Raw genomic sequence first — 12,820 nt, 5'->3', positions numbered from 1 at the left:
GGTCCTCCTCAGAACAGCTTCCAGCAGTGGGTGTGCCAGTGACGGCGCGCGGCGAGATCCGCCTGGGGGCCGAGGACGCCGTCCTCGCGCCACACCACGACGTGCGCGGCGCCGATCTCGATGAGGTTCGCGCAGCCGGGGCAGGCGTACGTCTTCTCCGAGCGGCCGGGACCGACCGGCTGCACCGACCACTCGTGTCCGCGCCGGAACTCCGTGCGACGCCAGCCGGCGATGAGGCGGTCGAGCGAGGCGTCGCCGCCGCTGTCGCGCCGGCGGCGGTTCGACCGCGGCACGGCTCAGTACCAGCCGACCGACTCGGAGTGCCCCCACGCGCCGCAGGGCGTGCCGTAGCGCCCGCCGATGTAGTCCAGCCCCCACGCGATCTGCGTCGCGGGATTCGTCTGCCAGTCGGCGCCGTGGCTCGCCATCTTGCTGCCCGGGAGCGACTGCGGGATGCCGTAGGCGCCGCTGGACGGGTTGTACGCGCTCACGTTCCACCCCGACTCGCGGTTCCAGAGCGCGACGAGGCAGGCGAACTCGCTGTCGTTCCAGCCGCGGCCGGTCACCATCTCGTAGGCGATCGCCTGCGCGGTGCCGGGGTCGGGTGCGACGAACGGCGCGGCCCAGCTCTCCTGCTGAGGGGCCTGCTGGCCGCCCTCGGGGACCTCCGCGACCTCGGGGGTGGGCGTCGGCGTGGGGGTCGGCTTGACGTACACCTCGTAGGCGCCGAAGTCGAGGCTGCCCGCGTGCGCGAGGTCCGCCGCGGCGATGTAGACCTGCGCCTCGTCGGCTGCCGTGGCGAACGACGACGTCCCCTCGGTCGCCTGCTCGGCCTGCGCCATCGAGGCGCCGGTCGTGACGATCGTGCCGCCCAGGAGGCCGAAGGCCGCGAGCCCCGCGAGCACCGACATCACGCGACGCCGGGGCGTGCGCTCGTGCGTCGACGTCTGCAGGAGCGCCGCGTGCTGGGTCGCGATGGCGCGCGCCTCGCGGCGCGTGAGGGCTCGGGTCTGCTCGGGTCCGGAAGTCACAGTTCCTCGAGTCTAGCGTGTGTTATGCGACTGTGACATACCCGGCCCCCGGGTGGTCAGCGCACGGCGAGCATGATCTCGATGACCGCGTCCAGGACCGCGTCGACCTGCTCCTCGCGGTAGCCGTCGCGCGTCATCCGGAACGCCGTCTGGCGGATCTGCTCGACCGTGAGCGGGGCGCCCTGCGCGAGGTAGGCGACGATGCGATCGGCCACGAGGTCGACCTCGGAGCGGGCGTATCCGTACCGCAGGAGGCCGACGCGCGCGAAGCGCTCCCCCTCGGGCCGCTGGAGTCGGTCCAGCACCACCTGCGCCTCGCGGCGGGTGCGCTCGACCCAGGCGTCGGCGCCCTCCGTCCTGACGGCGCGCTCGCGCTCCCGAGCGGCGAACGCGTCCTCGACTCGGGCGAGGGCCGCATCGACCGCGGAGATCCGGTATCCGCCGCGCACGAGCGGGAAGGCCGCCGAGCGCACCTGCTCGGCATCGAGTTCGTCGTCCCCCTGCTGCTCGAAGGCGGCACGGGCGCGAGCGAGGAAGGCATCCACCGCGTCGCGCTGGTACCCCTTCTCGCGGCCCGTCGCGAGGGGGAACGGCAGGGTGGTCGAGGAGTCCGTCACGATACCGCCAGAGGTGAGAGGAGGAAGTGCAGGGCGAGCGTCGCCACCGCCGACGGCAGGATGCTGTCGAGCCGGTCGAGCACTCCGCCGTGGCCGGGGAGCGCGGACGACATGTCCTTGATGCCCAGATCGCGCTTGATCATCGACTCGCCGAGATCACCCGCGGTCGCCGTGCAGAGGATGACCGCGCCGAAGACGAGACCGGCCCACCACGGGATCCCCAGCATGAACTGCGCGAGGAGCGCGCCCGCCACGAGCGCACCCAGGGCAGCGCCCGCGAATCCCTCCCAGGTCTTCTTCGGGCTGATGCGCGGGGCCATCGGATGGCGGCCGAACGCGAGTCCGGATGCGTACGCCGCGGTGTCGGCGACCACCGCGACGATGAGGAACGCGAGGATCCACCACTCGCCGCGGTCCTCGCGGAGGAGCACGAGCGCGAGGCTCGCGAGGAACGGGACGTACAGCGGCACGAATGCCCCGACGAGCACGTCGGCCAGCACGTCCTGCGGCGTGCGGCCGTCCTGCGCCGTCATCTGCGCGAGGAGGCGCCACACGACGATGAGCGCCATGGCGGCGAAGAGGGCGACCCAGTGCAGCCAGAGGTCGGCGAAGTAGCCGGCGGCGAGGATGAGAACGACCGCCGCGAGCTGCGGAGCGAGGTCGATGCGCCGGCCGCCGTCGCGCAGCGCGCGCCACAGCTCGTGCACGCCGAGCACCGACACGAGCAGCGCGACGACGGCGAAGAGCCACTTCACGACGAGCAGCGAGACGACGACCGCCGCGCCCGCTGCGACGCCGACGAGGATCGCCGCGATGAGGTCGCGCCCCGTGCGCTGCTTGATGCGCTCGTTCTTCTCCTCGAACTGCTCGCGCGCATGCGCGACCTGATGCTCGAACTCGCCGCGCGCCGCGTGCACGCGCTCGTGGAACGTGCCCTGCTCGCCGCGCGGCTCGCTCGGGGGCTCCGATCCGGGGACGTCCGTCATCGCCAGGTCAGACCTCGAGGAGCTCTGCCTCTTTGTGCTTCAGCGCCTCGTCGATCTTGTCCACGTGCGCCTTGGTGATGGCGTCGAGCTCCTTCTCGCCGCGCACGATGTCGTCCTCGCCGATCTCGTCGCGGAGCGCGTCGAGGTCGTCCTTCACCTGACGGCGGATGCCGCGCAGGCGGACCTTGGCGTCCTCGCCCTTCGTGCGCACGATCTTGACGAACTCCTTGCGGCGCTCCTGCGTGAGCTCCGGCATCGTGATGCGCACGATGTTGCCGTCGTTCGTCGGGTTGGCGCCGAGGTTCGGCATCTCGCGGATCGCGTCCTCGATCGCCTTGAGGGCCGACTTGTCGTAGGGCGTGACGATGAGCGTGCGCGCCTCGGGGTTCGCGAGCGACGCGAGCTGCTGGAGCGGCGTGGGCGTGCCGTAGTAGTCGACGAGGATGCGCTGGAAGAGCTGCGGGTTCGCGCGGCCGGTCCGCACGGTCGCGAAGTCCTCCTTCGCCGCCTCGACGGCCCGATCCATCCGGGCAGTGGCATCGGCAAGAACGTCCGCGATCACGGTGACTCCATTCGTCGGTGGTGCTGGGAAAAGTCTAGTGGGCGCCGTGCCGGCGCCCGGCGAGGTCACGCCGTGACGAGCGTGCCGATGGGCTCGCCGCGCAGGGCGGCCGTGACGTTGCCGGCGGGCTCCATGCCGAACACGCGCATGTTCATCCCGTTGTCCATGCAGAGGCTGAAGGCCGTCGCGTCGACGACCTTGAGGCCGCGCATGAGGGCGTCCGAGTAGGTGACGTGGTCGAGTCGCGTCGCCGTCGCGTCCGTGCGCGGATCGGCCGTGTAGACGCCGTCGACGCCGTTCTTCGCGACGAGCACCTCGGTCGCGCGGATCTCGAGGGCCCGCTGCGCGGCGACCGTGTCGGTCGAGAAGTAGGGCAGGCCGGCGCCCGCGCCGAAGATGACGACGCGGCCCTTCTCGAGGTGGCGCTCCGCGCGCAGCGGGATGTACGGCTCGGCGACCTGGCGCATCTCGATCGCGGACTGCACGCGCGTGGCGGCGCCCGCCTGCTCGAGGAAGTCCTGCAGGGCGAGGGCGTTCATGACCGTCCCGAGCATGCCCATGTAGTCGGCGCGCGCCCGGTCCATGCCGCTCTTGGAGAGCTCAGCGCCGCGGAAGAAGTTGCCTCCGCCGACGACGACCGCGACCTCGACGTCCTGTGACGCCTCCGCGATCTCGCGCGCGATCTGGCTGACGACATCCGGGTTGACCCCGAGCTGCCCTCCCCCGAACGCCTCGCCGGACAGCTTCAGCAGCACCCGCCGCTTGGTCACTTCGCTCACTGTGGATCCTCTCGTCGCCGATACACGCTACCGGTCGCAGGCGGCAGCTCCCTGTGGAGGCACGCGGATGTCGCGTGTCGACCTCCGCGCGCAGAGAAAGGGGGCTCGGATCCGCGGATCCGAGCCCCCTTCCGTCACGTCGTTACGCGCCCACCTTGAAACGCGCGAAGCCCGTGATCGTGATGCCGGCGTCCTGCGCGACCTTCGCGACGGACAGCTTGTTGTCCTTCGCGTAGTCCTGGTCGAGCAGCGCGACCTGCTTGAAGAACGCGTTCACGCGTCCCTCGACGATCTTCGGGAGGGCGGCCTCGGGCTTGCCCTCGTTGCGGGAGATCTCGGTGACGATCTCGCGCTCCTTCTCGACGTCGGCCGCGGGGACCTCGTCGCGCGAGAGGTAGGACGGGTTCGCGAAGGAGATGTGCTGCGCGATGCTGCGCGCCGTCTCCGCGTCGTCGCCCGTGTACGCGACGATGACGCCGACCTGCGGGGGCAGGTCCTTGCTCGTGCGGTGCAGGTAGACCTGGAACGCGTCGCCCTCGAGGGTGCGGACGCGGCGGAGCTCGACCTTCTCGCCGATGATCGCGGCCTCATCGGAGATGAGCTGCTCGACCGTCTGGTCGCCCGCGGTGGCCGCGAGGGCCTCCTCGACCGAGTCGGCGGCGGCCGCGGCGGCGGCGTCGGCGACCTTGTCGGCGAGCGCGATGAAGCGGTCGTTCTTCGCGACGAAGTCGGTCTCGCACGCGAGCTCGACGAGCGTCGCCTTGCCGCCCTGCTCGCGGGCGACCACGAGGCCCTCGCTCGTCGCGCGGTCGGCGCGCTTCGCGTTGCCCTTGGCGCCCTTGAGGCGGAGGATCTCGACGGCCTTCTCGACGTCGCCGTCAGCCTCCTCGAGCGCCTTCTTGGTGTCGACCATGCCGGTGCCGAGCTGCTCGCGCAGAGCCTTGATGTCGGCGATGCTGAAGTTGGCCATGGGTGCTGGCTCTCCTTGTTCGTGGTGGAACGGTGACCTGAGCGAGGCGGGCCCGGTGGGGCCCGCCTCGTCGAGCATTACTCCGCTGCGGGAGCCTCGGCCGGCGCGGCCTCGGCGGCGGGAGCCTCCGCGACCTCGGCGGGCGCCTCGGTCGAGCCCTGCTCGAGGAGCTCGCGCTCCCACTCGGCGAGAGGCTCGGCCTCGCCCTCGGGGTTGTGCTTCTGCTGGAGGCCCTCGGCGGCGGCGTCGGCGATGATGCGCGTCAGCAGCGAGACCGAGCGGATGGCGTCGTCGTTGCCCGGGATCGGGTACTGCAGGTCGTCGGGGTCGACGTTCGTGTCGAGGATGCCGATGACGGGGATCCCGAGCTTCTTCGCCTCGTCGATCGCGAGGTGCTCGCGCTTGGCGTCGACGACCCACAGGGCCGACGGCGTCTTGCTGAGGTTGCGGATGCCGCCGAGCGACTTGTGGAGCTTGTCGAGCTCGCGGCGCTTGAGGAGGAGCTCCTTCTTGGTGAAGCCCGTGCCGGCCGGGTCGTCGAAGTCGAGCTCCTCGAGCTCCTTCATGCGCGCGAGGCGCTTCGACACGGTCGAGAAGTTGGTGAGCAGACCGCCGAGCCAGCGCTCGTTGACGTAGGGCTGGCCCACGCGGGTCGCCTGCTCGGCGAGCACCTCCTGCGCCTGCTTCTTCGTACCGACGAAGAGGATGGTGCCGCCGCGCGCGACGGTCTCCTTGACGAAGTCGTAGGCCTTGTCGATGTAGCCGAGCGACTGCTGGAGGTCGATGATGTGGATGCCGCTGCGCTCCGTGAGGATGAAGCGCTTGACCTTCGGGTTCCAGCGACGGGTCTGGTGTCCGAAGTGGACGCCGCTGTCGAGCAGCTGGCGGATGGTGACGACGGCCATGGTCGTGCTCCTTGATCTGGGCGCTCGCGCGCCATGCGGTTGATTCCGCCGATCGGACGATCGGCGAGCCTGGTGCCCGACGCACTCCCGCCCTTCGAGAAGGGACCGAGGGGAGTCGCGCCACGACGATCGTCCGGAGACGAGGTCGCTGAGGGCACGCGTAGTCATCCCGAGACGGGATGCATCCCCCAGCATACCAGGCGCTCGTCTCCCCCACGGCGCGTGCACAGGCGCGCGACACGCGGCTCCCTCGTCCCCCGCCGCGCATTCGAGCGAAGCGGGCCGCCGCGCGCGCCGAGGCTGAGGACATGCAGCGCACAGCCCGCTCCGTCCTCGTCCTCCTGGTCGCACTCGTGTGCGCCGGCGCGGCTCCCGCGGCGGCGCATGCGCCGTCCGCGGCACCGGCCGACACCGAGGTCCGCATCGAGACCGCCGAGCAGTGGGTGTGGCCCGTGAGCCAGGACGTCCGGATCGTCCGCCCCTTCGAGGCGCCGCCGCACCGCTACGGTCCGGGGCACCGCGGCATCGACCTCGCGGCCGATGCCGCTCCCCTGCGCGCCCCGGCGTCGGGAGTGATCGCATTCGCGGGGGTCGTGGTCGACCGGCCGCTCCTGACGATCGACCACGGCGACGGGCTCGTCACGACGCTCGAGCCCGCGACGACGGAGCTCGCCGTGGGCGACGCGGTCTCCCGCGGGCAGGAGATCGGCGCGCTCGCGTCGGGCGGCCACGCCGCGCCCGGCGCGGTGCACTTCGGGGTGCGCCTCCACGGCGAGTACATCAACCCGCTCCTCCTGCTCGGCGGGGTTCCCCGGGCGGTGCTCCTCCCCTGCTGCTGAGCGCGGCTCGCCTCCGGGCGATCGCGCGTCAGGCGCGCGGATGCGCGAGGCGGTAGGCCGCCGCGAGGCGCTCGGAGGAGACGTGCGTGTAGATCTGGGTCGTGCCGAGACTCGCGTGACCGAGGATCTCCTGCACCGCGCGGAGGTCGGCGCCGCCATTCAGGAGGTGCGTCGCGGCGGAATGCCGCAGGGCGTGCGGCCCCACCGTCTCGACGCCCATCGCGGGCGCGACGGTGCGGGCGACGAGCTCGTAGACCGTGCGCGGCCCCACGCGCCGACCGCGGGCGCCGAGGAAGAGCGCGGCGCCTGCTCCATCTCCGCGCGCGGCCAGGGCCGGGCGCCCGCGCGTGAGGTACGCGGCGATCGCGCGCGCGGCCGGCGCTCCGAACGGCACGACACGCTCCTTAGCGCCCTTGCCGACGACGCGCGCCGTGGCGCGATCGAGATCGACGTCGTCGACGTCGAGGCCGCACAGCTCCGAGACCCGCACGCCCGCGCCGTAGAGGAGCTCGATGAGCGCGTGGTCGCGCAGCGCGAGCGGGTCGCCGTCGGCCGCAGCCGCGGCCATCCGGCGCAGGAGGTCGTCGAGGGCGGGTGCCGCGGCGACGTGCGGCAGGGTCCGGCCGCGCTTCGGCGTGACCAGGCGCAGGCTCGGGTCCACCTCGATGAGGCCCTCCTCGCGAGCCCAGCGGAAGAGCGCGCGCGCCGACGACGTGCGCCGGGCGACGGTCGAGCGCGCGTCGCCGCGCTGCGTCGCGCGCCACAGCCAGTCGCGCAGCGCGTCGAGGTCGACGTCGGCGAGCTCGCGATCGCCGACCGCATCGGCGAGATCGGCGAGGTCGGCTCGGTAGGCGCGGACGGTTGCGGGCGAGAGGCGCCGCACCGTCTCGAGATGCGCGCCGAACGCGTCGATCGCGCGGAGCAGCTGCATCCTCCGATGGTGCCCCGGCCCGCGCGGGGACCGGGCGCGCCGCGCCGGTTCGCACGCCGCCCATCCGGATCGGCGGCGGCTCCGAAGAGAGATCGACACGGATGGACCGTGCCAGAACGGAGCAAGCTCATGCGCACCTCAGTCAATCGGATCGTCGCCACCGTCTTCGGAGCCGTGTACGTCCTCGTCGGGCTGCTCGGCTTCGCCGTGACGGGCGGCGTCGGATTCCTCGCCACGGAGGGCGGGCTGCTGCTCGGGATCTTCCAGGTGAATCCGCTCCACAACATCGCGCACCTCGCGATCGGCGCCGCGCTCGTCGCGGCCGGGATGGCAGGGGTCCGTGCGGCGAGGGCCGTGAACGCGACCGTCGGCGCCGCGTACCTCCTCCTCGGGATCGCGGGCTTCTTCCTCGCCGGCACGGCGCTGAACATCCTCGCGCTCAACACCGCAGACCACGTCCTGCACCTCGCGAGCGCTCTCGTGCTCCTCGCGGTGGGGCTCGGCGCCGAGCGGTCCGTGGGGCGGGAGTCGATCGCGTGACGTTCACCGGCACCTGGCCCGCCCTCGCCGCGTGCGGGGCGGGCCTGGCCCATCTCGCCGTCGCCGCGGGGTCCCCCTGGTGGCTGCTGGCTCTCCTGTGCGCCGCCGGAGTCGCCGAGCTGGGCTGGGGCGCGGCCGCCATGCGTGCCGGGCGCATCGTCGCGTCGCGCGCGGCGCTCGGCGGCTCGCTCGCCCTCGCCCTCCTGACGACGGTGATCGGCGTCGCGGGCGGGATGGGTCCCGCTCCGATGGCCGTCGCGATCGCGCTCCTGCTCGTCGTGGCGGCGGCCGCCGCGCGCGCCGTGCGCCGCCGGGCCCGCCCCGCGCGCGGCGGCACCGCGCGCGCCGTCCTCGGCATGCTCCTGGGCGCGACGCTCGTGGCGGCCGTCACGACGCCTGCCCTGTCGCTCACCGAGCCCGGGACGCAGGCGGTGCCGCACGGCGAGATGCACGGCGGGCACGCGCACTGAGAGCGAGGAGCCGCTGTCGGGAGATCGGGGTTGCATCTCAAGCCGCTTGAGGCCTCAGGGTGAGGACATGAACACTTCCGAGAACGCTCTCTCCTCCATCGGCGAGGTGGCGCATCGCACCGGACTCAGCGTCAGCGCCATCCGCTACTACGACGACGAGGGACTCGTCGACGCGACCGACGCCACCGACGGAGGCCATCGCCTCTACGACGTGGACGCGATCGCCCGGCTCGAGCTCGTCCGCACGCTGCGCGACCTCGAGACCGGTCTGCCGCAGGTGCGCCGCGTGCTCGCCGGGACGAGCTCGCTGCGGGATGTGCTCGCCGAGCATCTCCACGTGATCGAGACGCGGGCCGCGGATCTGGACGCGAAGCGCGCCGTCCTCCGCGCGCTCGTGCGACAGGAGGGCACGGCGGAGCGCGCGAACCTCCTGCGCAGGCTCGTGACGATGCCCGATGCCGAGCGTCAGCGGCTCATCGACGACTTCCTCGACGAGGTCACCGCCGGCCTTCCGCAGGAGGCGTCCGAGCGCATCCGCGACGTGCGGCCGGTGCTGCCGCCCGACCCGGCCCCCGAGCATCTCGAAGCCTGGCTGAGCCTCGCGGAGCTCCTGCAGGATGATCGGTTCCGCGCGGCGATCCGCTCCTACCTGCACGCGACGTACGCGCAGTTCCCCGGTCCGGAGATGTCCTCGCCTCCCGTGCAGGACTTCATCCACTCGGCAGGCGCCGACCTGATGCGCCGGCTCACGGCCGCTCACCAGGCGGGTCTCGCGGCGGACGATCCCCACGTGGCCTCCCTCGCCGCACAGCTGGTCGACGAGCTCGCCGGGACGTTCGGCGTCGCGGCCGACGACGACCTCCGCGCACGGCTCGCCGAGCGCTATCGCACGGTCGACAGCCTCACCCTCGAGGCCCTTGAGGACGAGGAGTACCGCACGACCGAGGGCCGCTATCTCGAGCTGGTCGCGATCGTCAACGGCGGCCCGCACCCGGATGCCGCCCTTCTCGACGGCGCCCACCGCACGCGGGGTGACGGAGACGGCCCGAGTCTCGGAGACCTCGGCCGCTGGCTGGCTGCGGCGATCGCCGGAGGGTCGTGAGCGCAGGAACCCTCGGATCTCAGGCGAGCACCCAGCCGCCGTCCGTCCGTCGCACCGCGCCGGCCAGCTCGAGCAGGCCGAGCGCGGCCTGCACGGCCTCCACGGCCATCCCGCTGCGCCGTGCGATCTCATCGACATCGCGTGGGGAGCGGGAGGCGAGCGCATCGCGGACGCGGACCTCCTCCGCGGATGGACCGCCCAGAGCGGTCGCTTCGTCGGCTCCCTCGCCGATCAGCTCGAGGACGTCGGCGGCCGATGTGATGCAGTGCGCGTCGAACTCGCGCAGCAGGCGATGACAGCCGGCCGAGGTCGCACTCGTCACGGGTCCGGGCACGGCTCCGAGCGGTCGCCCGAGCGCCGCGGCGTGCCCTGCCGTGTTCAGCGTGCCGCTGCGCGCGCCGGCCTCGACGACGACCGTCGCGGCGCTCAGCGCGGCGATGCACCGATTCCGCTGGAGGAACCGCCACTTGGTCGGCGTCGCGCCCGGCGCCGTCTCGCTCACGATCGCGCCGACGCGCGCGATGTCGGCGAACAGGCGAGCGTGCCCGGCGGGATACACGCGGTCGGCGCCGCCGGCGACGACCGCGACCGTCAGCCCGCCGACGCCGAGCGTCGCGCGATGAGCAGCGCCGTCGATGCCGTACGCGGCGCCCGAGATCACGCCGATGCCGCGGGACGCGAGCTCGCCCGCGAGCTCGGCCGCGACGTGCTCCCCGTATGGCGTCGCCGCGCGTGCGCCCACGATCGCGACCGAGCGTGCGATGCGCGAGAGGCCCGTCACGTCGCCTCTCGTCCACAGGGCGAGCGGCGCGTGCGTGCCGAGGTCGGTCAGCTGCTCGGGCCACCCCGCGTCCTCCGGGGTCACGAGCACCAGCCCCGCGCGAGCGCCCTGCGCGAGGGCCTGCGCGACGTGCGCGGGGTCGAGCCGCGGCTGCCACCGCGACCGAGCGGCCGCGAGCGCCTGCGCGCCCAGCCCGAGCTCCGCGAGCGATCCGTCGTGCAGCCCCGCCTCGACCATCCGCAGAGCCTCATCCGGACCGTGCGCCGCGACGAGCGCGCCCGCGGTCCCATCGCCCGGCTCGACGATGGCGGTCCACACCGCGCGCGCCAGACGGGCCGGCTCCTCCCTGCTGTGCGGCGCGCCCGCTCGGCGCACGCGATCGTCGTCGAGCAGCGTCATGCCACGACTCCCTTCTTCAGGAACAGCGCCCTGCCCACATCCGCCGCGTCCGGCCGGTCCCTGCCGGCCAGATCGGCGACCGTCCAGGCGACCCGCAGCACGCGGTCGTAGCCCCTCAGGGTGATGAGCCCGCGCTGGAGCGCGGCGTCGAGCCCCCGCAGCGCCGCGGCGTCGGGCGCTCGCGGACCGCGCCGCAGCCACGTCCCGGGGACCTCGGCGTTGATGCGCCAGGGCGTTCCCGACAGCCGCTCCCGCGCCCGATCCCGCGCCGCGAGCACGCGCTGCCGCCCCTCCTCCGATGACATGGCGTCTCCCGCGCGCGTCTGCGCGATGCTCGCGATCCGCTCGACGCGCAGATCGATGTCGATGCGGTCGAGCAGCGGACCCGAGAGGCGCTGCGCGTACCGGCGGATGATGTGCGGAGAGCACGTGCACGACCCGCCGCGCACGCCGTACTCCCCGCACGGACAGGGATTCATCGCGAGGACGAGCTGGAAGCGCGCCGGGAACCGCGCGGAGAACCCCGCGCGGTGGATGTCGATCCGCCCCTGCTCGAGCGGCTGGCGCAGCGCGTCGAGCGTCGACGACGACGCCTCGGTCGCCTCGTCGATGAACAGCACCCCGCGGCTCGCGCGCGCGATCGCACCCGGCCGCACGGTGCGCGACCCGCCGCCGACGAGCGCGGCGGTCGACGCCGAGTGGTGGGGCGCCTCGAACGGCGGCCGCCGGTCGAGGCGCACGACCCGCTCCCCCGCGAGCGACCGCAGCGATGCGGCCTCGAGGGCTGCCTCGTCGTCGAGCGGCGGGAGGATGCCGGGCAGACGGCGGGCGAGCATGGTCTTGCCCGCTCCCGGCGGGCCCGACATGAGCACGTGGTGACCGCCCGCCGCGGCCACGACGAGCGCCTCGACGGCGTCGCGCTGCCCCACGACGTCAGCGAGGTCGACGTCGTCCTCGTCGGCCTCGGGCGCCGGCGGGCCGGGGATCGGCGGGAGGTCCGGCACCTCCACCTCGGAGCCGTGCCACGCCGCTACCTGAGCGAGCGAGATCGCCCCGCGCACCTCGGCGCCCGCGACGAGCTCGGCCTCCTCCCGGTTCGCCCAGGGGACCACGACCCGGGTGCGGCCAGCGGCGACCGCGGCGCGCACGGCCGGCAGGATGCCCGGCACGGGCCGCAGGCGCCCGTCCAGCCCCAGCTCGCCGAGATGCACGACCTCGGCCGCCGATGACCGGCGCAGGCGGTCGTCGGTCGCCAGCGCGGTCACCGCGATCGCGAGATCGAACGCGGTCCCGTGCTTCGGGAGCCCCGCCGGCGACAGGTTCACGGTGAGGCGCCGGTACGGGAGCATGAGCCCGCTGTTCTCGCACGCGCTCGTGACCCGGCGCGCGGCCTCGCCGAGCGCGCGGTCGGCGAGGCCGATGATCCGGATCTCCGGCTGATGCGACGTGACGTCGGCCTCCACCTCGACGAGCTCGCCCGTGAGCCCGGTGAGCGCGACCGCCCACGTCCGCGCGACCGTCATCGGAGGTCCTCGAGATGCTCGAGGGCGCCCGTCCCGGGATCGGCGCCCACGATCGCGACCGCGTCGATCCGGAGGGATCGGCCGAGCAGCGCTCCGGGGTGCGCGCGTGTCCACGCCGCCGCGAGCCGCCACAGCCGACGCAGCTTGCGCCGGTCGACGGCCTCGAGCGGATGGCCGAAGGCCGTGCCCGTGCGCGTCTTGACCTCGACGACCGCGAGCCGTGTGCCGCGGCACGCGACGATGTCGATCTCCCCGTCAGCGCACCGCCAGTTGCGGTCGAGGATCTCGTACCCGATCGATGAGAGGTACTGCGCCGCGCGCTCCTCGCCCGCTCGACCGAGGTCGTCCTTCCGTGCCATGACGGCAGACTGCCTGGACGGACGAC

Annotated in this window: 16 protein-coding genes; 4 read left to right on the top strand and 12 right to left on the bottom strand. The window is 73.2% G+C overall.

Going from position 1 to position 12,820, the window contains the following annotated elements:
• Positions 1–8: 8 nt before the first annotated feature.
• From M1D46_RS10240 to rpsB, 8 genes are all read right to left on the bottom strand, one after another.
• On the bottom strand, positions 9–293 hold the full coding sequence (locus tag M1D46_RS10240) for a hypothetical protein (RefSeq protein WP_271171751.1): 285 nt from the start codon (positions 291–293) through the stop codon (positions 9–11).
• Between the two features lie 3 nt (positions 294–296).
• Positions 297–1,031: an aggregation-promoting factor C-terminal-like domain-containing protein gene (locus M1D46_RS10235; protein WP_271171750.1), complete on the bottom strand. Its 735-nt coding sequence runs from the start codon at positions 1,029–1,031 to the stop codon at positions 297–299.
• 56 nt (positions 1,032–1,087) lie between these two features.
• A complete protein-coding gene (locus M1D46_RS10230) occupies positions 1,088–1,648 on the bottom strand; it encodes a DivIVA domain-containing protein (protein ID WP_282977647.1) in 561 nt (186 codons plus the stop codon).
• On the bottom strand, positions 1,645–2,634 hold the full coding sequence (locus M1D46_RS10225) for a phosphatidate cytidylyltransferase (RefSeq protein ID WP_271171748.1): 990 nt from the start codon (positions 2,632–2,634) through the stop codon (positions 1,645–1,647). The genes M1D46_RS10230 and M1D46_RS10225 overlap by 4 nt, the downstream gene beginning before the upstream one ends.
• Before the next feature lie 7 nt (positions 2,635–2,641).
• Positions 2,642–3,196 carry a ribosome recycling factor gene (gene frr / locus M1D46_RS10220; RefSeq protein WP_271171747.1) on the bottom strand — a complete coding sequence of 185 codons (555 nt, stop codon included), beginning with the start codon at positions 3,194–3,196 and terminating at the stop codon, positions 2,642–2,644.
• 65 nt (positions 3,197–3,261) lie between these two features.
• A complete protein-coding gene (pyrH, locus tag M1D46_RS10215) occupies positions 3,262–3,975 on the bottom strand; it encodes a UMP kinase (protein WP_271171746.1) in 714 nt (237 codons plus the stop codon).
• A 142-nt stretch (positions 3,976–4,117) separates the two neighbouring features.
• The gene (gene tsf, locus M1D46_RS10210; RefSeq protein WP_282977645.1) at positions 4,118–4,945 is read right to left on the bottom strand and encodes a translation elongation factor Ts; all 828 of its coding nucleotides are present in this window, start codon (positions 4,943–4,945) and stop codon (positions 4,118–4,120) included.
• Positions 4,946–5,022: 77 nt separating this feature from the next.
• Positions 5,023–5,850 (bottom strand): 30S ribosomal protein S2, encoded by an 828-nt coding sequence (gene rpsB / locus M1D46_RS10205; protein WP_282977643.1) that lies wholly within the window; start codon positions 5,848–5,850, stop codon positions 5,023–5,025.
• 308 nt (positions 5,851–6,158) lie between these two features.
• Here rpsB and M1D46_RS10200 point away from each other — a divergent pair, with 308 nt between their 5' ends.
• A complete protein-coding gene (locus M1D46_RS10200; protein ID WP_282977642.1) occupies positions 6,159–6,689 on the top strand; it encodes a murein hydrolase activator EnvC family protein in 531 nt (176 codons plus the stop codon).
• Positions 6,690–6,717: 28 nt separating this feature from the next.
• Here M1D46_RS10200 and M1D46_RS10195 read toward each other — a convergent pair whose 3' ends face one another.
• Positions 6,718–7,620 (bottom strand): tyrosine recombinase, encoded by a 903-nt coding sequence (locus M1D46_RS10195; protein ID WP_456285477.1) that lies wholly within the window; start codon positions 7,618–7,620, stop codon positions 6,718–6,720.
• Between the two features lie 129 nt (positions 7,621–7,749).
• On the opposite strand from M1D46_RS10195, the gene M1D46_RS10190 reads away from it, so the two are divergent.
• The 3 genes from M1D46_RS10190 (at position 7,750) to M1D46_RS10180 (ending at position 9,732) form a co-directional block, all read left to right on the top strand.
• Positions 7,750–8,160, top strand: a complete 411-nt coding sequence (locus M1D46_RS10190) for a DUF4383 domain-containing protein (protein WP_271171741.1) — start codon at positions 7,750–7,752, stop codon at positions 8,158–8,160.
• Positions 8,157–8,630, top strand: a complete 474-nt coding sequence (locus M1D46_RS10185; RefSeq protein WP_456285476.1) for a hypothetical protein — start codon at positions 8,157–8,159, stop codon at positions 8,628–8,630. Before M1D46_RS10190 ends, M1D46_RS10185 begins: the two co-directional genes overlap by 4 nt.
• Positions 8,631–8,697: 67 nt before the next feature.
• Positions 8,698–9,732 (top strand): helix-turn-helix domain-containing protein, encoded by a 1,035-nt coding sequence (locus M1D46_RS10180; protein ID WP_456285475.1) that lies wholly within the window; start codon positions 8,698–8,700, stop codon positions 9,730–9,732.
• A 19-nt stretch (positions 9,733–9,751) separates the two neighbouring features.
• Here the strand turns inward: M1D46_RS10180 and dprA are convergent, their stop codons facing one another.
• Genes dprA through M1D46_RS10165 form a run of 3 tightly spaced genes read right to left on the bottom strand, consistent with a single transcriptional unit; the run spans position 9,752 to position 12,794 of the window.
• On the bottom strand, positions 9,752–10,912 hold the full coding sequence (gene dprA, locus M1D46_RS10175) for a DNA-processing protein DprA (RefSeq protein ID WP_456285474.1): 1,161 nt from the start codon (positions 10,910–10,912) through the stop codon (positions 9,752–9,754).
• The gene (locus M1D46_RS10170) at positions 10,909–12,435 is read right to left on the bottom strand and encodes a YifB family Mg chelatase-like AAA ATPase (protein WP_456285473.1); all 1,527 of its coding nucleotides are present in this window, start codon (positions 12,433–12,435) and stop codon (positions 10,909–10,911) included. Before M1D46_RS10170 ends, dprA begins: the two co-directional genes overlap by 4 nt.
• The gene (locus tag M1D46_RS10165; RefSeq protein WP_271171736.1) at positions 12,432–12,794 is read right to left on the bottom strand and encodes a YraN family protein; all 363 of its coding nucleotides are present in this window, start codon (positions 12,792–12,794) and stop codon (positions 12,432–12,434) included. Before M1D46_RS10165 ends, M1D46_RS10170 begins: the two co-directional genes overlap by 4 nt.
• Between the last annotated feature and the right edge of the window lie 26 nt (positions 12,795–12,820).

The sequence above is a fragment of the Microbacterium sp. JZ70 genome, from assembly GCF_053903225.1.
This window is presented reverse-complemented; position numbering and strand designations above follow the sequence as displayed.

Coding starts and splice junctions, on each gene's coding strand:
- rpsB (WP_282977643.1), bottom strand. CDS start 5,850: ATGGCCGTCGTCACCATCCGCCAGCTGCTCGACAGCGGCGTCCACTTC.
- M1D46_RS10200 (WP_282977642.1), top strand. CDS start 6,159: ATGCAGCGCACAGCCCGCTCCGTCCTCGTCCTCCTGGTCGCACTCGTG.
- dprA (WP_456285474.1), bottom strand. CDS start 10,912: ATGACGCTGCTCGACGACGATCGCGTGCGCCGAGCGGGCGCGCCGCAC.
- M1D46_RS10180 (WP_456285475.1), top strand. CDS start 8,698: ATGAACACTTCCGAGAACGCTCTCTCCTCCATCGGCGAGGTGGCGCAT.
- M1D46_RS10195 (WP_456285477.1), bottom strand. CDS start 7,620: ATGCAGCTGCTCCGCGCGATCGACGCGTTCGGCGCGCATCTCGAGACG.
- tsf (WP_282977645.1), bottom strand. CDS start 4,945: ATGGCCAACTTCAGCATCGCCGACATCAAGGCTCTGCGCGAGCAGCTC.
- M1D46_RS10165 (WP_271171736.1), bottom strand. CDS start 12,794: ATGGCACGGAAGGACGACCTCGGTCGAGCGGGCGAGGAGCGCGCGGCG.
- M1D46_RS10170 (WP_456285473.1), bottom strand. CDS start 12,435: ATGACGGTCGCGCGGACGTGGGCGGTCGCGCTCACCGGGCTCACGGGC.
- M1D46_RS10190 (WP_271171741.1), top strand. CDS start 7,750: ATGCGCACCTCAGTCAATCGGATCGTCGCCACCGTCTTCGGAGCCGTG.
- M1D46_RS10225 (WP_271171748.1), bottom strand. CDS start 2,634: ATGACGGACGTCCCCGGATCGGAGCCCCCGAGCGAGCCGCGCGGCGAG.